This is a genomic window from Streptococcus sp. 1032, assembly GCF_013277015.1.
Taxonomy (GTDB): Bacteria; Bacillota; Bacilli; order Lactobacillales; family Streptococcaceae; genus Streptococcus.
The window spans coordinates 35,789-52,608 of record NZ_VMMD01000018.1; the positions used below are offsets into that span (position 1 = coordinate 35,789).

At 38.4% G+C, this 16,820-nt stretch carries 17 protein-coding genes and 3 pseudogenes; 19 read left to right on the plus strand and 1 reads right to left on the minus strand.

Annotated elements, in window-relative coordinates; genetic code table 11:
- The first annotated feature begins 370 nt into the window (after nucleotides 1-370).
- From HT711_RS06875 to HT711_RS06945, 15 genes and pseudogenes are all read left to right on the plus strand, one after another.
- A complete protein-coding gene (locus HT711_RS06875) occupies nucleotides 371-685 on the plus strand; it encodes a YdcP family protein (protein ID WP_000420682.1) in 315 nt (104 codons plus the stop codon).
- Nucleotides 686-700: 15 nt separating this feature from the next.
- Nucleotides 701-1,087, plus strand: coding sequence for a YdcP family protein (locus tag HT711_RS06880; RefSeq protein ID WP_000985015.1), 387 nt, complete (start codon nucleotides 701-703; stop codon nucleotides 1,085-1,087).
- A 28-nt stretch (nucleotides 1,088-1,115) separates the two neighbouring features.
- Entirely contained in the window at nucleotides 1,116-2,501 is a 1,386-nt protein-coding gene (locus HT711_RS06885) for an FtsK/SpoIIIE domain-containing protein (protein WP_000813488.1), read from the plus strand.
- Nucleotides 2,502-2,503: 2 nt separating this feature from the next.
- On the plus strand, nucleotides 2,504-2,656 hold the full coding sequence (locus HT711_RS06890) for a hypothetical protein (RefSeq protein ID WP_000879507.1): 153 nt from the start codon (nucleotides 2,504-2,506) through the stop codon (nucleotides 2,654-2,656).
- A gap of 22 nt (nucleotides 2,657-2,678) precedes the next feature.
- Nucleotides 2,679-3,884, plus strand: a complete 1,206-nt coding sequence (gene mobT, locus HT711_RS06895; RefSeq protein WP_000398284.1) for a MobT family relaxase — start codon at nucleotides 2,679-2,681, stop codon at nucleotides 3,882-3,884.
- Nucleotides 3,885-3,926: 42 nt separating this feature from the next.
- Nucleotides 3,927-4,148, plus strand: a complete 222-nt coding sequence (locus tag HT711_RS06900) for a hypothetical protein (RefSeq protein WP_001009056.1) — start codon at nucleotides 3,927-3,929, stop codon at nucleotides 4,146-4,148.
- A gap of 116 nt (nucleotides 4,149-4,264) precedes the next feature.
- Nucleotides 4,265-4,762, plus strand: a complete 498-nt coding sequence (locus tag HT711_RS06905) for an antirestriction protein ArdA (RefSeq protein ID WP_000342539.1) — start codon at nucleotides 4,265-4,267, stop codon at nucleotides 4,760-4,762.
- An 88-nt stretch (nucleotides 4,763-4,850) separates the two neighbouring features.
- Nucleotides 4,851-5,243 carry a conjugal transfer protein gene (locus HT711_RS06910; RefSeq protein WP_000723888.1) on the plus strand — a complete coding sequence of 131 codons (393 nt, stop codon included), beginning with the start codon at nucleotides 4,851-4,853 and terminating at the stop codon, nucleotides 5,241-5,243.
- Nucleotides 5,227-7,674 (plus strand): ATP-binding protein, encoded by a 2,448-nt coding sequence (locus tag HT711_RS06915; RefSeq protein ID WP_000331160.1) that lies wholly within the window; start codon nucleotides 5,227-5,229, stop codon nucleotides 7,672-7,674. Before HT711_RS06910 ends, HT711_RS06915 begins: the two co-directional genes overlap by 17 nt.
- A 2-nt stretch (nucleotides 7,675-7,676) precedes the next feature.
- Nucleotides 7,677-9,854: a YtxH domain-containing protein gene (locus HT711_RS06920; protein WP_173249901.1), complete on the plus strand. Its 2,178-nt coding sequence runs from the start codon at nucleotides 7,677-7,679 to the stop codon at nucleotides 9,852-9,854.
- A complete protein-coding gene (locus tag HT711_RS06925; protein ID WP_020224359.1) occupies nucleotides 9,851-10,852 on the plus strand; it encodes a bifunctional lysozyme/C40 family peptidase in 1,002 nt (333 codons plus the stop codon). The genes HT711_RS06920 and HT711_RS06925 overlap by 4 nt, the downstream gene beginning before the upstream one ends.
- Before the next feature lie 14 nt (nucleotides 10,853-10,866).
- Nucleotides 10,867-11,781, plus strand: coding sequence for a conjugal transfer protein (locus HT711_RS06930; RefSeq protein ID WP_173249902.1), 915 nt, complete (start codon nucleotides 10,867-10,869; stop codon nucleotides 11,779-11,781).
- 244 nt (nucleotides 11,782-12,025) lie between these two features.
- Nucleotides 12,026-12,134 (plus strand): annotated as a pseudogene (locus HT711_RS06935) (tetracycline resistance determinant leader peptide).
- 15 nt (nucleotides 12,135-12,149) lie between these two features.
- Nucleotides 12,150-14,069, plus strand: coding sequence for a tetracycline resistance ribosomal protection protein Tet(M) (gene tet(M) / locus HT711_RS06940; RefSeq protein ID WP_173249903.1), 1,920 nt, complete (start codon nucleotides 12,150-12,152; stop codon nucleotides 14,067-14,069).
- Nucleotides 14,070-14,186: 117 nt separating this feature from the next.
- Nucleotides 14,187-14,354 (plus strand): cysteine-rich KTR domain-containing protein, encoded by a 168-nt coding sequence (locus tag HT711_RS06945; RefSeq protein ID WP_076640876.1) that lies wholly within the window; start codon nucleotides 14,187-14,189, stop codon nucleotides 14,352-14,354.
- A 58-nt stretch (nucleotides 14,355-14,412) separates the two neighbouring features.
- On the opposite strand, the pseudogene HT711_RS06950 reads toward HT711_RS06945, so the two are convergent.
- Nucleotides 14,413-14,550, minus strand: a pseudogene (locus tag HT711_RS06950) (XRE family transcriptional regulator); the annotation flags it as partial.
- Between the two features lie 283 nt (nucleotides 14,551-14,833).
- Here HT711_RS06950 and HT711_RS11425 point away from each other — a divergent pair.
- The 4 genes and pseudogenes from HT711_RS11425 to HT711_RS06965 all read left to right on the plus strand — a co-directional run.
- Nucleotides 14,834-14,917: pseudogene (locus HT711_RS11425) on the plus strand (MLS leader peptide); the annotation flags it as partial.
- A 48-nt stretch (nucleotides 14,918-14,965) separates the two neighbouring features.
- On the plus strand, nucleotides 14,966-15,049 hold the full coding sequence (locus HT711_RS06955; RefSeq protein WP_001865637.1) for a 23S rRNA methyltransferase attenuation leader peptide: 84 nt from the start codon (nucleotides 14,966-14,968) through the stop codon (nucleotides 15,047-15,049).
- Between the two features lie 124 nt (nucleotides 15,050-15,173).
- The gene (gene erm(B), locus HT711_RS06960; RefSeq protein ID WP_001038790.1) at nucleotides 15,174-15,911 is read left to right on the plus strand and encodes a 23S rRNA (adenine(2058)-N(6))-methyltransferase Erm(B); all 738 of its coding nucleotides are present in this window, start codon (nucleotides 15,174-15,176) and stop codon (nucleotides 15,909-15,911) included.
- 354 nt (nucleotides 15,912-16,265) lie between these two features.
- Nucleotides 16,266-16,820, plus strand: a complete 555-nt coding sequence (locus HT711_RS06965) for a recombinase family protein (protein WP_000576156.1) — start codon at nucleotides 16,266-16,268, stop codon at nucleotides 16,818-16,820.

Below are 16,820 nucleotides of genomic sequence, written 5' to 3' on the forward strand. Positions count from 1 at the left end.
GATTTTCAGGGTTTTCTTATCTATTTTTTATATCAAAAATAGCATAAAAATCTAGTTATCCGCATAAAAACTGGACTTATCACACTTTATCAAGGTCAAAACCACTCAATTTACTACTAATTTACTACTTATGAATGAGCTTTGATACGACGATTTATCCTTGAAAAGTGAAGATATAAAGATACTTCCAATAAAATTTGAATATTTAATAGGTAGACACTTCAAAAAATGAGGTGTCTATTTTTTTACCCGATTTTGAAAGGAAGTGAACTTATGAAAACAAAAAATCAAGAATCAAAAGGTCGTTCCCCACTCTTTAAGACCATCAAACATTCATTCAGCCAATAAAAAAGAAAGGATAGGTAAAAATATGGAACTTAAATTTGTGATTCCCAACATGGAAAAAACATTCGGCAATTTAGAATTTGCTGGCGAGGATAAAGTCGTTCAGCGAAGAATCAACGGACGGCTAACTGTCTTATCAAGAAGCTATAATCTCTATTCTGATGTTCAAAGAGCAGATGATATTGTGGTGGTGCTTCCTGCTGAAGCTGGCGAAAAACATTTCGGCTTTGAGGAACGTGTGAAGTTAGTCAATCCACGTATTACCGCAGAGGGCTACAAAATCGGCACTCGTGGTTTTACAAATTACCTTTTACATGCTGACGACATGATAAAAGAATAAAGAAAGAGAGGAAAAATGATGAGATTAGCAAATGGCATTGTATTAGATAAAGACACGACTTTTGGAGAATTGAAATTCTCTGCTCTACGTCGTGAAGTGAGAATCCAAAATGAAGACGGGTCGGTTTCAGATGAAATCAAGGAACGTACCTATGACTTAAAATCCAAAGGACAAGGACGCATGATTCAAGTAAGTATTCCTGCCAGCGTGCCTTTGAAAGAGTTTGATTATAACGCACGGGTGGAACTTATCAATCCCATTGCGGACACCGTTGCTACTGCCACCTATCAAGGAGCAGATGTTGACTGGTATATCAAGGCAGACGATATTGTGCTGACAAAGGATTCTAGTTCATTCAAAGCTCAACCACAAGCAAAGAAAGAACCGACACAAGACAAATAGTCGCTAGGTAGAAAGGAGACTTTTTCGCATGAAACAGCGTGGTAAAAGGATTCGCCCATCTGGTAAAGATTTAGTCTTTCATTTTACGATAGCGTCACTCCTGCCTGTTTTCCTGCTGGTTGTCGGACTGTTTCATGTGAAGACAATCCAGCAGATCAACTGGCAGGATTTTAACCTATCACAAGCAGATAAGATTGACATTCCCTATTTAATTATCAGTTTCAGTGTCGCAATTCTTATCTGCTTGCTGGTAGCGTTTGTATTCAAACGGGTTCGCTATGATACGGTTAAACAACTTTACCACCGTCAAAAACTGGCAAAGATGATACTTGAAAACAAGTGGTATGAATCTGAACAGGTCAAAACAGAGGGTTTCTTTAAAGATAGTGCTGGTCGTACAAAGGAAAAGATAACCTACTTCCCTAAAATGTATTATCGACTTAAAAATGGCTTGATACAGATACGGGTGGAAATCACGCTGGGAAAATATCAAGACCAACTCTTACACTTGGAAAAGAAATTAGAGAGTGGCTTGTACTGTGAGCTGACGGATAAAGAGTTAAAGGATTCCTATGTGGAATATACTTTGCTCTATGACACCATAGCCAGTCGTATTTCTATTGATGAAGTAGAAGCTAAAGATGGTAAACTTCGCTTAATGAAAAACGTATGGTGGGAATATGATAAGCTCCCTCATATGTTGATTGCTGGTGGTACAGGTGGCGGTAAAACTTACTTTATACTGACACTGATTGAAGCCTTGCTTCATACAGATTCAAAACTGTATATTCTTGACCCGAAAAATGCTGACCTTGCGGACTTAGGTTCTGTGATGGCAAATGTCTACTATAGAAAAGAAGACTTGCTTTCTTGCATTGAAACATTCTATGAAGAAATGATGAAACGTAGTGAGGAAATGAAGCAGATGAAGAACTATAAGACTGGCAAAAATTATGCTTACTTAGGTCTCCCGGCACACTTCTTAATCTTTGATGAATACGTCGCTTTCATGGAAATGCTGGGAACAAAAGAAAACACCGCAGTTATGAATAAGCTGAAACAGATTGTCATGTTAGGTCGTCAAGCTGGCTTCTTTCTAATACTGGCTTGTCAACGTCCAGACGCAAAATATTTAGGCGACGGAATCCGTGATCAGTTTAATTTCAGAGTGGCTTTAGGTCGTATGTCTGAAATGGGCTATGGCATGATGTTTGGCAGTGACGTACAAAAGGATTTCTTCTTAAAGCGAATCAAAGGTCGTGGCTATGTTGATGTAGGAACAAGTGTCATATCAGAGTTTTATACTCCCCTTGTACCAAAAGGATATGATTTCTTGGAGGAAATTAAAAAGTTATCCAACAGCAGACAGTCCACGCAGGCGACGTGCGAAGCGGAAGTCGCAGGTGTGGACTGATCTTGCTGGCTGGTGTGGCAATAGCCACGCCAGCACTTAACCCCCCGTATCTAACAGGGGGGTACAAATCGACAGGAAACAGTCAAAAAAACATTAGAAAATCCTTTGGTTACAAGGGATTTACAAAATTTCAGCGTATGTCAAATGGGCTTTAAAAGTTGACATACGCCTTTTTGATTGGAGGGATTTTTACTGAATGAACAAACTTGGTTACAGCATTTAAAAGAAAAACGCTTGGCTTATGGACTATCTCAAAACCGTTTAGCTGTTGCGACTGGTATTACAAGGCAGTATCTAAGCGATATTGAAACAGGAAAAGTCAAGCCATCAGAGGATTTACAGCAGTCCCTTTGGGAAGCTCTGGAACGCTTCAATCCCGACGCTCCCCTTGAAATGCTGTTTGATTATGTAAGGATTCGCTTTCCGACAACAGACGTACAGCAGGTGGTCGAAAACATCTTACAACTGAAACTGTCCTATTTTCTTCATGAGGACTATGGTTTCTATTCTTATTCAGAGCATTATGCTTTAGGCGACATATTCGTCCTTTGCTCCCATGAACTGGACAAAGGAGTTCTGGTGGAATTGAAAGGTCGTGGGTGCAGACAATTTGAAAGCTATCTTCTGGCACAACAAAGAAGCTGGTATGAGTTCTTTATGGACGTTTTGGTGGCTGGCGGTGTGATGAAACGCCTTGACCTTGCCATTAACGATAAGACAGGGATTTTGAATATCCCTGTACTCACTGAAAAGTGCCAACAGGAAGAATGTATCTCCGTCTTCCGCAGTTTTAAAAGCTATCGCAGTGGCGAACTGGTACGCAAAGAGGAAAAGGAATGTATGGGAAACACCCTCTATATCGGTTCATTACAAAGTGAAGTTTATTTCTGTATCTATGAAAAGGACTACGAGCAGTACAAGAAAAATGATATTCCCATTGAAGACGCAGAAGTAAAAAACCGTTTTGAGATTCGATTGAAAAATGAGCGTGCCTATTATGCAGTCCGTGATTTACTCGTCTATGACAATCCAGAGCATACCGCCTTTAAAATTATCAATCGGTATATCCGTTTTGTAGATAAAGACGATTCCAAACCTCGTTCTGATTGGAAACTGAATGAAGAATGGGCTTGGTTTATTGGGAACAATCGTGAACGATTAAAACTAACCACAAAACCAGAGCCTTACTCCTTCCAAAGGACGCTGAACTGGCTATCTCATCAAGTTGCCCCGACCTTAAAGGTTGCGATTAAACTTGATGAAATCAACCAGACGCAGGTTGTAAAAGACATTCTCGACCATGCGAAACTGACAGACCGACACAAGCAGATTTTGAAGCAACAGTCAGTAAAAGAACAGGACGTGATAACAACAAAAAAATAACTCAAATACAAATTCATTGAATATAGAGAGGAGAACATTTTTATGAATTTTGGACAAAACCTTTATAACTGGTTTCTATCAAACGCTCAATCACTGGTGCTTTTAGCAATCGTTGTGATTGGCTTGTATCTTGGCTTCAAGCGTGAGTTTAGCAAACTGATTGGCTTTTTAATTATTGCGATTATTGCGGTTGGCTTAGTCTTCAACGCTGCTGGAGTAAAAGACATTTTACTAGAGCTATTCAATCGCATTATTGGTGCTTAAATAAAACCGTTCTTTTGTGGAATATAAGTGGTTTTCTTATGTTCCGCAAAGGAATGGTACACCAAACGAAGTGCGGTAGGGATTTTTGAATCTCTACAAAGAAAGGACGTGAATATATGGACGATATGCAAGTCTATATTGCGAATTTAGGCAAATACAATGAGGGCGAATTGGTCGGTGCGTGGTTTACCTTTCCCATTGACTTTGAGGAAGTCAAAGAGAAAATCGGCTTGAATGATGAATATGAGGAATACGCCATTCATGACTACGAGTTACCCTTTACGGTTGACGAATACACTTCCATTGGCGAACTCAATCGACTATGGGAAATGGTATCGGAATTACCCGAAGAATTACAATCGGAGCTATCTGCTCTGCTCACTCATTTTTCAAGCATTGAAGAACTAAGCGAACATCAAGAGGATATTATCATTCATTCCGATTGTGATGATATGTATGACGTGGCACGCTACTACATTGAAGAAACGGGTGCTTTAGGCGAAGTACCAGCTAGTCTTCAAAACTATATTGATTATCAAGCCTATGGTCGGGATTTAGACCTTTCAGGAACGTTTATCTCAACCAATCATGGGATTTTTGAAATCGTCTATTAAATCTGTCGGTACATTACTACTGGCAGATTTTCTATTTTACGGGGTGGCTCAATCAGCTACCCCTATTTTTTATGAAAGGATTGATTACATGAAGAAAATACGAAGCTATACCAGTATCTGGTCTGTGGAAAAGGTACTGTATTCTATCAATGATTTTAGACTTCCGTTTCCCATAACCTTTACGCAAATGACATGGTTTGTCGTGTCACTCTTTGCAGTGATGATACTTGGCAACTTGCCCCCTCTTTCCATGATAGAGGGAGCATTTCTCAAATACTTTGGGATTCCTGTGGCTTTCACATGGTTTATGTCTACAAAAACTTTTGATGGTAAAAAGCCTTATGGATTTTTGAAGTCTGTCATTGCTTATGCACTGCGACCAAAGCTGACCTATGCAGGAAAAAAAGTAACGCTTGGCAGAAACCAGCCACAAGAAGCCATTACAGCAGTTAGGAGTGAATTTTATGGCATATCCAATTAAATACATTGAAAACAATCTCGTCTGGAATAAAGACGGGGAATGTTATGCTTACTATGAGCTTGTTCCTTACAATTACTCATTTCTAAGTCCAGAACAGAAAATACAAGTGCATGATTCTTTCAGACAGCTTATCGCACAAAATCGTGATGGCAAAATTCATGCTTTACAAATCAGTACAGAATCCAGCATACGTTCTGCACAAGAGCGTTCCAAAAATGAAGTCACTGGCAAGCTCAAAGCGGTTGCCTATGACAAAATCGACCAACAGACAGACGCTTTAATATCCATGATTGGCGAAAATCAAGTGAACTACCGTTTCTTTATCGGCTTTAAGTTGCTTCTCAACGATCAGGAGTTTTCTATGAAAAGTCTTACCGTTGAAGCAAAAAATGCTTTGTCTGATTTTGTCTATGATGTGAACCATAAGCTGATGGGCGATTTTGTTAGTATGAGTAATGATGAAATCCTGCGTTTTCAGAAGATGGAAAAGCTCTTAGAAAATAAAATCTCTCGTCGTTTCAAAATCCGCAGGTTAGATAAGGACGACTTCGGCTATCTGATTGAACACCTTTACGGACAGACAGGCACTGCCTATGAAGAGTATGAGTACCATCTATCAAAGAAAAAGCTGGATAATGAAACGCTGATTAAATACTATGACTTGATTAAGCCTACTCGCTGTTTGGTGGAAGAAAAACAGCGATATTTGAAAATCCAGCAGGAAGATGAAACCGTCTATGTAGCTTACTTTACCATTAACAGCATTGTCGGAGAACTGGACTTCCCGTCCTCTGAAATCTTCTACTACCAGCAACAGCAATTTACATTCCCGATTGATACGTCAATGAATGTGGAAATTGTAGCGAATCGTAAAGCCCTATCTACTGTCCGCAATAAAAAGAAAGAACTGAAAGACTTGGATAACCACGCTTGGCAAAGTGATAATGAAACCAGCTCCAATGTGGCGGAAGCTCTGGAAAGTGTGAATGAGCTGGAAACCAATTTAGACCAAAGCAAGGAATCTATGTACAAGCTGTCTTATGTGGTAAGGGTATCAGCAAATGATCTTGACGAACTCAAACGTCGTTGTAATGAAGTGAAAGATTTTTATGACGATTTAAGCGTAAAACTGGTACGACCATTTGGGGATATGCTCGGCTTACATGAAGAATTTTTACCTGCCAGCAAGCGTTATATGAATGATTATATTCAATACGTGACCTCTGATTTCCTCGCTGGTTTAGGTTTTGGTGCTACTCAAATGCTGGGGGAAAATGAGGGGATTTATGTTGGCTACAGCTTAGATACTGGACGCAATGTCTATCTGAAACCTGCTCTTGCCAGTCAAGGGGTTAAGGGTTCAGTAACCAATGCGTTAGCGTCGGCTTTTGTTGGTTCGCTGGGTGGTGGTAAATCCTTTGCGAATAACCTTATCGTCTATTATGCGGTGCTTTATGGGGCACAAGCAGTGATTGTAGACCCAAAAGCAGAACGTGGCAGATGGAAAGAAACCTTGCCAGAGATTTCCCATGAAATCAATATCGTCACTCTGACTTCTGATGAGAAAAACAAAGGCTTACTTGACCCTTATGTGATTATGAAAAATCCCAAAGATTCTGAATCACTGGCTATTGATATTCTGACATTCCTTACGGGGATTTCCTCTCGTGATGGGGAACGCTTCCCAATCCTTAGAAAAGCCATTCGTGCAGTAACCAATAGTGAAGTACGAGGGTTGATGAAAGTGATTGAGGAATTACGGGTTGAGAATACGCCACTAAGTACCAGTATAGCCGACCATATCGAAAGTTTTACAGACTATGACTTTGCACATTTATTATTCAGTAATGGTTATGTGGAGCAGTCTATCAGCTTAGAAAAACAACTGAACATTATACAGGTTGCGGACTTGGTACTTCCCGACAAGGAAACTTCCTTTGAGGAATATACCACTATGGAGCTTTTATCCGTTGCTATGCTGATTGTCATTAGTACCTTTGCTTTAGACTTTATCCATACAGACCGAAGCATTTTCAAGATTGTAGATTTAGACGAAGCATGGAGCTTTTTACAGGTAGCACAAGGAAAAACACTATCTATGAAGCTGGTTCGGGCTGGTCGTGCTATGAACGCTGGGGTATATTTCGTGACCCAAAATACAGACGACCTCTTAGATGAAAAACTGAAAAATAACCTCGGCTTAAAATTTGCATTTCGTTCCACTGACCTTAACGAGATTAAAAAGACCTTAGCCTTTTTTGGTGTAGACCCAGAGGACGAAAACAATCAGAAGCGATTGCGTGATTTGGAAAACGGGCAATGCCTTATCAGTGATTTATATGGTCGTGTCGGTGTGATACAGTTCCACCCTGTATTTGAAGAACTGCTCCATGCCTTTGATACCAGACCACCTGTGCGAAAAGAGGTGTAAATGTGAAACCATCAATAGTAAACAGAATAAAATCAAACTGGACGCTGAAACGTCTAGGTAAAGTGGCAATGACAGTGGCTTTCACACTTGTGATTGCCATTTTTCTTTTAGCCATGCTGGGAACGGTGGTTCAAGCTGCGGGCTTGGTAGATGATACGGTCAATGTGGCAAATGAATACAGCCGATACCCACTTGAAAACTATCAACTGGATTTTTATGTGGATAATAGCTGGGGCTGGCTTCCGTGGAACTGGTCGGACGGGATTGGAAAACAGGTCATGTATGGACTATATGCCATTACCAATTTTATTTGGACAATCAGTTTGTATGTTTCCAATGCGACAGGTTACTTAGTACAGGAAGCCTATTCCTTAGACTTCATTTCCGCTACAGCAGATTCCATTGGTAAGAATATGCAGACCTTAGCTGGTGTGAGTGCAAACGGATTTTCAACAGAGGGTTTCTATGTTGGATTCCTCTTACTCTTGATTTTGGTTCTTGGGGTTTATGTTGCCTATACGGGACTGATAAAGAGAGAAACCACAAAGGCAATTCATGCCATTATGAATTTTGTGCTGGTGTTTATCCTATCGGCTTCCTTTATTGCCTACGCTCCCGACTACATTAAAAAAATCAATGACTTTTCATCAGACATCAGTAATGCCAGTTTATCACTTGGCACGAAGATTGTCATGCCCCATTCCGATAGTCAAGGCAAGGACAGCGTGGACTTAATCAGAGATAGCCTGTTTTCCATACAGGTTCAGCAACCGTGGCTACTGCTTCAATACAACAGTTCAGACATTGAAAGTATCGGTATTGACCGTGTGGAAAGCCTGCTCTCCACCAGCCCAGATTCCAACAATGGCGAAGACAGAGAAAAAATTGTTGCGGAAGAAATTGAAGACAGAAGCAATACCAATCTAACCATTACAAAGACCATTAACCGTTTAGGTACAGTCTTCTTCCTATTTGTCTTCAATATTGGGATTTCCATATTTGTATTCCTATTAACAGGAATCATGATTTTCTCGCAGGTACTTTTTATCATCTATGCTATGTTTCTGCCTGTGAGCTTTATTTTAAGCATGATTCCATCATTTGATGGTATGTCAAAACGAGCCATAACAAAGCTCTTTAATACCATTTTGACACGAGCTGGAATCACATTGATTATTACGACAGCATTTAGTATTTCAACCATGCTCTATACCTTATCGGCTGGTTATCCGTTCTTTTTGATTGCTTTTCTACAGATTGTGACCTTTGCAGGAATCTACTTCAAGCTGGGCGATTTAATGAGTATGTTTTCTCTACAGAGTAACGATTCTCAAAGTGTGGGAAGTCGTGTGATGAGAAAACCTCGTATGCTTATGCACGCTCACATGCACCGTCTACAGCGGAAACTTGGACGTTCCATGACTACTCTAGGGGCTGGGTCTGCCATTGTTACAGGTAAAAAAGGACAGTCGGGTTCGGGGAGTTCTGCAAGGACACAAGCAGATCACTCCCGACCAGACGGAAAGGAAAAATCAACACTTGGAAAACGTATCGGTCAAACCATCGGTACAGTAGCTGATACCAAAGACAGAATGGTAGACACTGCTAGTGGTTTGAAAGAACAGGTTAAAGATTTGCCGACCAATGCAAGATATGCAGTATATCAAGGAAAATCCAAAGTAAAAGAGAATGTCCGTGATTTAACCAGTAGTATTTCTCAAACCAAAGCGGACAGAGCCAGTGGACGCAAGGAACAGCAGGAACAAAGGCGAAAAACCATTGCGAAGCGTCGCTCTGAAATGGAACAGGTCAAACAGAAAAAACAGCCTGCTTCTTCTGTTCATGAAAGACCGACTACAAGACAAGAACAATATCATGATGAACAGACCTCAAAACAGTCTAATATTCAGACTTCATATAAGGAATCTCAACAAGCCAAACAAGAGCGTCCAGCAGTTAAGTCCGATTCTTCAAGTTTAAAAACGGAACGTCAAAGTAATACAGTTCAAGAAAGAACGGTTCAAAAGCCAGTAACTTCAACTGCACCAACAGATAGAGCTTCACAACGTTCAATCACAAAAGAACGTCAGTCTACTGTTCAAAGAGTACCACTACAAAATACAAAAAGTAGACCACCAATCAAAACCGCCACCATTAAGAAAGGCAGTAAGAAACCATGAAGCTGAAAACTTTAGTGATTGGTGGTTCTGGATTATTCTTGATGGTCTTCTCACTGCTTCTGTTTGTCGCCATTTTATTTTCAGATGAACAAGATGGCGGTTTTTCCAACATTCACTATGGCGGTGTGGATGTTTCCGCAGAAGTGCTGGCTCATAAGCCTATGGTAGAAAAAGTTGCCAAAGAATATGGAATTGAAGAATACGTCAATATACTTCTTGCGATTATACAGGTGGAATCGGGTGGTACAGCAGAAGATGTTATGCAGTCCTCGGAATCCCTCGGTCTTCCACCTAATTCATTGAGTACAGAAGAATCCATTAAGCAAGGTGTGAAGTATTTCAGTGAGTTATTAGCCAGTAGCGAAAGGCTTGGTGTAGATTTAGAATCGGTTATCCAGTCCTACAATTATGGTGGTGGTTTCTTAGGATATGTGGCTAATCGTGGGAATAAATATACCTTTGAACTGGCTCAAAGTTTCTCAAAAGAGTATTCGGGTGACGAAAAAGTGTCTTACCCCAATCCCATAGCCATACCTATCAATGGGGGCTGGCGATACAATTACGGGAATATGTTTTATGTGCAACTGGTAACGCAGTATCTTGTCACAACAGAGTTTAATGATGATACAGTACAAGCCATCATGGACGAAGCTCTGAAATTTGAAGGCTGGAAGTATGTCTATGGCGGAGCTTCCCCGACTACTTCTTTTGATTGTAGCGGACTGACACAATGGACGTATGGAAAAGCTGGAATCAACTTACCACGAACAGCACAACAGCAATATGATGTAACCCGGCATATCCCATTATTGGAAGCAAAAGCCGGCGATTTGGTTTTCTTTCATTCTACCTATAACGCTGGCTCTTATATTACTCATATCGGGATTTATTTAGGCGATAACCGTATGTTTCATGCAGGCGACCCTATCGGTTATGCCGACTTAACAAGCTCTTACTGGCAACAGCATTTAGTGGGAGCAGGACGAATCAAACAATAAGAAAGGACGATTCAATGATGAAATTCGGAAAAAATCAGAATACAGAAAAACAGACACCAAAGGAAAAGAAACCTCGTGTCTATAAGGTCAATCCTCGTAAAAAGGTTGTGATTGTCCTATGGGTACTTTTAGGACTTAGTTTCAGCTTTGCGATATTCAAGCACTTTACAGCCATTGATACCCATACCATTCATGAAACCACCATCATAGAAAAGGAATATGTCGATACTCATCATGTGGAAAATTTTGTAGAGAACTTTGCGAAAGTCTACTATTCATGGGAACTAAACGACAAGTCCATTGATAATCGCATAGAAAACCTGAAAGCATATCTGACAGAGGAACTTCAAGCTCTGAATGTCGATACAGTTCGTAAAGATATTCCTGTATCGTCTTCTGTAAAAGGATTTCAGATATGGACGGTAGAAGCAGATGGCGACAATCAATTTAATGTAACCTACAGTGTAGACCAGCTCATTACAGAGGGAGAAAATACAAAGACCGTCCACTCTGCTTATATAGTGAGTGTCTATGTAGATGGTTCTGGAAATATGGTACTGGTTAAGAATCCGACCATTACCAACATACCTAAGAAATCAAGTTATAAACCAAAAGCCATTGAAAGTGAGGGGACGGTTGATTCCATTACAACCAATGAAATCAATGAGTTTTTAACGACGTTCTTCAAGCTCTATCCTACAGCGACAGCCAGTGAACTTTCCTACTATGTGAATGACGGGATATTAAAACCAATCGGAAAAGAGTACATCTTTCAAGAACTGGTAAATCCTATTCACAATCGTAAGGATAATCAAGTCACGGTATCGCTGACAGTGGAGTATATCGACCAGCAGACCAAAGCAACGCAGGTATCTCAATTTGATTTGGTACTTGAAAAGAACGGGAGTAATTGGAAGATTATAGAATAACAAATATTGGTACATTATTACAGCTATTTTGTAATCACGTACTCTCTTTGATAAAAAATTGGAGATTCCTTGACAAATATGCTCTTACGTGCTATTATTTAAGTATCTATTTAAAAGGAGTTAATAAATATGCGGCAAGGTATTCTTAAATAAACTGTCAATTTGATAGTGGGAACAAATAATTGGATGTCCTTTTTTAGGAGGGCTTAGTTTTTTGTACCCAGTTTAAGAATACCTTTATCATGTGATTCTAAAGTATCCGGAGAATATCTGTATGCTTTGTATGCCTATGGTTATGCATAAAAATCCCAGTGATTTATCACTGGGATTTTTATGCCCTTTTGGGTTTTTGAATGGAGGAAAATCACATGAAAATTATTAATATTGGAGTTTTAGCTCATGTTGATGCAGGAAAAACTACCTTAACAGAAAGCTTATTATATAACAGTGGAGCGATTACAGAATTAGGAAGCGTGGACAAAGGTACAACGAGGACGGATAATACGCTTTTAGAACGTCAGAGAGGAATTACAATTCAGACAGGAATAACCTCTTTTCAGTGGGAAAATACGAAGGTGAACATCATAGACACGCCAGGACATATGGATTTCTTAGCAGAAGTATATCGTTCATTATCAGTTTTAGATGGGGCAATTCTACTGATTTCTGCAAAAGATGGCGTACAAGCACAAACTCGTATATTATTTCATGCACTTAGGAAAATGGGGATTCCCACAATCTTTTTTATCAATAAGATTGACCAAAATGGAATTGATTTATCAACGGTTTATCAGGATATTAAAGAGAAACTTTCTGCCGAAATTGTAATCAAACAGAAGGTAGAACTGTATCCTAATATGTGTGTGACGAACTTTACCGAATCTGAACAATGGGATACGGTAATAGAGGGAAACGATGACCTTTTAGAGAAATATATGTCCGGTAAATCATTAGAAGCATTGGAACTCGAACAAGAGGAAAGCATAAGATTTCAGAATTGTTCTCTGTTCCCTGTTTATCACGGAAGTGCAAAAAACAATATAGGGATTGATAACCTTATAGAAGTGATTACGAATAAATTTTATTCATCAACACATCGAGGTCAGTCTGAACTTTGCGGAAAAGTTTTCAAAATTGAGTATTCGGAAAAAAGACAGCGTCTTGCATATATACGTCTTTATAGTGGCGTACTGCATTTGCGAGATTCGGTTAGAATATCGGAAAAGGAAAAAATAAAAATTACAGAAATGTATACTTCAATAAATGGTGAATTATGTAAAATTGATAAGGCTTATTCCGGGGAAATTGTTATTTTGCAGAATGAGTTTTTGAAGTTAAATAGTGTTCTTGGAGATACAAAGCTATTGCCACAGAGAGAGAGAATTGAAAATCCCCTCCCTCTGCTGCAAACGACTGTTGAACCGAGCAAACCTCAACAAAGGGAAATGTTACTTGATGCACTTTTAGAAATCTCCGACAGTGACCCGCTTCTGCGATATTATGTGGATTCTGCGACACATGAAATCATACTTTCTTTCTTAGGGAAAGTACAAATGGAAGTGACTTGTGCTCTGCTGCAAGAAAAGTATCATGTGGAGATAGAAATAAAAGAGCCTACAGTCATTTATATGGAAAGACCGTTAAAAAAAGCAGAGTATACCATTCACATCGAAGTTCCACCGAATCCTTTCTGGGCTTCCATTGGTCTATCTGTAGCACAGCTTCCATTAGGGAGCGGAGTACAGTATGAGAGCTCGGTTTCTCTTGGATACTTAAATCAATCGTTTCAAAATGCAGTTATGGAGGGGATACGCTATGGCTGTGAACAAGGATTGTATGGTTGGAATGTGACGGACTGTAAAATCTGTTTTAAGTATGGCTTATACTATAGCCCTGTTAGTACCCCAGCAGATTTTCGGATGCTTGCTCCTATTGTATTGGAACAAGTCTTAAAAAAAGCTGGAACAGAATTGTTAGCGCCATATCTTAGTTTTAAAATTTATGCGCCACAGGAATATCTTTCACGAGCATACAACGATGCTCCTAAATATTGTGCGAACATCGTAGACACTCAATTGAAAAATAATGAGGTCATTCTTAGTGGAGAAATCCCTGCTCGGTGTATTCAAGAATATCGTAGTGATTTAACTTTCTTTACAAATGGACGTAGTGTTTGTTTAACAGAGTTAAAAGGGTACCATGTTACTACCGGTGAACCTGTTTGCCAGCCCCGTCGTCCAAATAGTCGGATAGATAAAGTACGATATATGTTCAATAAAATAACTTAACACATTTTATATTGTTATATAAATGTGGCTTCTTGTTAAACGAGATGAAATATTCTTTAATACAGATTTAAATTAAATGTAAAGGAGGAGATAATTATTATAAACTGTGAGTGGGTACTGTGTCCCATCTGTGGAAATAAAACACGTTTGAAAATAAGGGAAGATACTGAATTGAAGAACTTTCCTCTCTATTGTCCTAAATGTAGACAGGAAAATTTAATTGAAATAAAGCAGTTCAAAGTAACTGTGATTACAGAGCCAGACGCAAAGACGCAGAGCCGATAATTTGAGAAATCAAAATCTCATCTTATCGACTCTTTCTGTTATGTATGGATTCTTTTAATTAGTCTTCGATGTTTCTTGCTTCGTTGATACCGCTGGCTAAAGATTCCATTAAGGATAGTTCTTTGTCTGTAAAGCTATCCATGTATTTCTCTATCTGTAATCGTCGGGTGCTTTTTACCAAGTTATTAGCAGGTAGGGGTCCCGAGCGCCTACGAGGAATTTGTATCGATAAGAAATAGATTTAAAAATTTCGCTGTTATTTTGTACATTTAACTTGACGGTGACATCTCTCTATTGTGAGTTATTAGTGGTACAGTTTTCAACCGTTTTAATTATAAAAAAGTGGTGCATTTTTAAATTGGCACAAACAGGTAACGGTTATTGCAGGTGTATTTCTTATCTATGGGTTTAACATGGATTTTATCATTAAAATCATGAGTATTGTCCGAGAGTGATTGGTCTTGCGTATGGTTAACCCTAAAGTTATGGAAATAAGACTTAGAAGCAAACTTAAGAGTGTGTTGATTGTGCATTATCTTAAAATTTTGTATAATAGGAATTGAAGTTAAATTAGATGCTAAAAATTTGTAATTAAGAAGGAGGGATTCGTCATGTTGGTATTCCAAATGCGTAATGTAGATAAAACATCTACTGTTTTGAAACAGACTAAAAACAGTGATTACACAGATAAATAAATACGTTAGATTAATTCCTACCAGTGACTAATCTTATGACTTTTTAAACAGATAACTAAAATTACAAACAAATCGTTTAACTTCTGTATTTATTTATAGATGTAATCACTTCAGGAGTGATTACATGAACAAAAATATAAAATATTCTCAAAACTTTTTAACGAGTGAAAAAGTACTCAACCAAATAATAAAACAATTGAATTTAAAAGAAACCGATACCGTTTACGAAATTGGAACAGGTAAAGGGCATTTAACGACGAAACTGGCTAAAATAAGTAAACAGGTAACGTCTATTGAATTAGACAGTCATCTATTCAACTTATCGTCAGAAAAATTAAAACTGAACATTCGTGTCACTTTAATTCACCAAGATATTCTACAGTTTCAATTCCCTAACAAACAGAGGTATAAAATTGTTGGGAATATTCCTTACCATTTAAGCACACAAATTATTAAAAAAGTGGTTTTTGAAAGCCATGCGTCTGACATCTATCTGATTGTTGAAGAAGGATTCTACAAGCGTACCTTGGATATTCACCGAACACTAGGGTTGCTCTTGCACACTCAAGTCTCGATTCAGCAATTGCTTAAGCTGCCAGCGGAATGCTTTCATCCTAAACCAAAAGTAAACAGTGTCTTAATAAAACTTACCCGCCATACCACAGATGTTCCAGATAAATATTGGAAGCTATATACGTACTTTGTTTCAAAATGGGTCAATCGAGAATATCGTCAACTGTTTACTAAAAATCAGTTTCATCAAGCAATGAAACACGCCAAAGTAAACAATTTAAGTACCGTTACTTATGAGCAAGTATTGTCTATTTTTAATAGTTATCTATTATTTAACGGGAGGAAATAATTCTATGAGTCGCTTTTGTAAATTTGGAAAGTTACACGTTACTAAAGGGAATGTAGATAAATTATTAGGTATACTACTGACAGCTTCCAAGGAGCTAAAGAGGTCCCTAGCGCCTACGGAGAATTTGTATCGATAAGGAATAGATTTAAAAATTTCGCTGTTATTTTGTACAATAAGGATAAATTTGAATGGTACCATAAACGACCGTTTATGGTACCTTTTCATTTTCCTGCTTTTTCTAAATGTTTTTTAAGTAAATCAAGTACCAAAATCCGTTCCTTTTTCATAGTTCCTATATAGTTATACTTAATGAGTTATGGTACATTTAAATTATAAAATTAAGGAGGTTTTTTTATGATTTTTGGCTATGCTCGAGTGAGTACGGATGATCAAAATCTTAGTTTACAAATTGATGCACTTACTCATTATGGAATTGATAAATTATTTCAAGAAAAAGTAACTGGTGCGAAAAAAGACCGACCGCAATTAGAAGAAATGATCAACCTACTACGTGAAGGAGATTCTGTTGTCATTTACAAGTTAGATCGAATTTCACGATCAACTAAACATTTGATTGAACTTTCTGAATTATTTGAAGAACTTAGTGTCAATTTTATATCTATTCAAGATAACGTAGATACTTCAACGTCTATGGGAAGATTCTTTTTCCGAGTTATGGCTAGTTTAGCAGAACTGGAACGGGATATTATTATTGAACGAACTAACTCTGGTCTTAAGGCAGCCAGAGTCCGAGGAAAAAAAGGGGGCCGTCCAAGTAAAGGTAAGCTATCAATTGATTTAGCTTTAAAAATGTATGACAGCAAAGAGTATTCTATTCGTCAAATTCTTGATGCCTCTAAATTAAGCAAAACAACCTTTTACCGTTACCTCAATAAAAGGAATGCTTAA

What these genes read in the sequence shown, in the direction of transcription:
- HT711_RS06875 (WP_000420682.1), top strand. Translation starts at nt 371, where the DNA reads ATGGAACTTAAATTTGTGATTCCCAACATGGAAAAAACATTCGGCAAT.
- HT711_RS06880 (WP_000985015.1), top strand. Translation starts at nt 701, where the DNA reads ATGATGAGATTAGCAAATGGCATTGTATTAGATAAAGACACGACTTTT.
- HT711_RS06885 (WP_000813488.1), top strand. Translation starts at nt 1,116, where the DNA reads ATGAAACAGCGTGGTAAAAGGATTCGCCCATCTGGTAAAGATTTAGTC.
- HT711_RS06900 (WP_001009056.1), top strand. Translation starts at nt 3,927, where the DNA reads ATGAATTTTGGACAAAACCTTTATAACTGGTTTCTATCAAACGCTCAA.
- HT711_RS06905 (WP_000342539.1), top strand. Translation starts at nt 4,265, where the DNA reads ATGGACGATATGCAAGTCTATATTGCGAATTTAGGCAAATACAATGAG.
- HT711_RS06910 (WP_000723888.1), top strand. Translation starts at nt 4,851, where the DNA reads ATGAAGAAAATACGAAGCTATACCAGTATCTGGTCTGTGGAAAAGGTA.
- HT711_RS06915 (WP_000331160.1), top strand. Translation starts at nt 5,227, where the DNA reads ATGGCATATCCAATTAAATACATTGAAAACAATCTCGTCTGGAATAAA.
- HT711_RS06925 (WP_020224359.1), top strand. Translation starts at nt 9,851, where the DNA reads ATGAAGCTGAAAACTTTAGTGATTGGTGGTTCTGGATTATTCTTGATG.
- HT711_RS06930 (WP_173249902.1), top strand. Translation starts at nt 10,867, where the DNA reads ATGATGAAATTCGGAAAAAATCAGAATACAGAAAAACAGACACCAAAG.
- HT711_RS06955 (WP_001865637.1), top strand. Translation starts at nt 14,966, where the DNA reads ATGTTGGTATTCCAAATGCGTAATGTAGATAAAACATCTACTGTTTTG.
- HT711_RS06965 (WP_000576156.1), top strand. Translation starts at nt 16,266, where the DNA reads ATGATTTTTGGCTATGCTCGAGTGAGTACGGATGATCAAAATCTTAGT.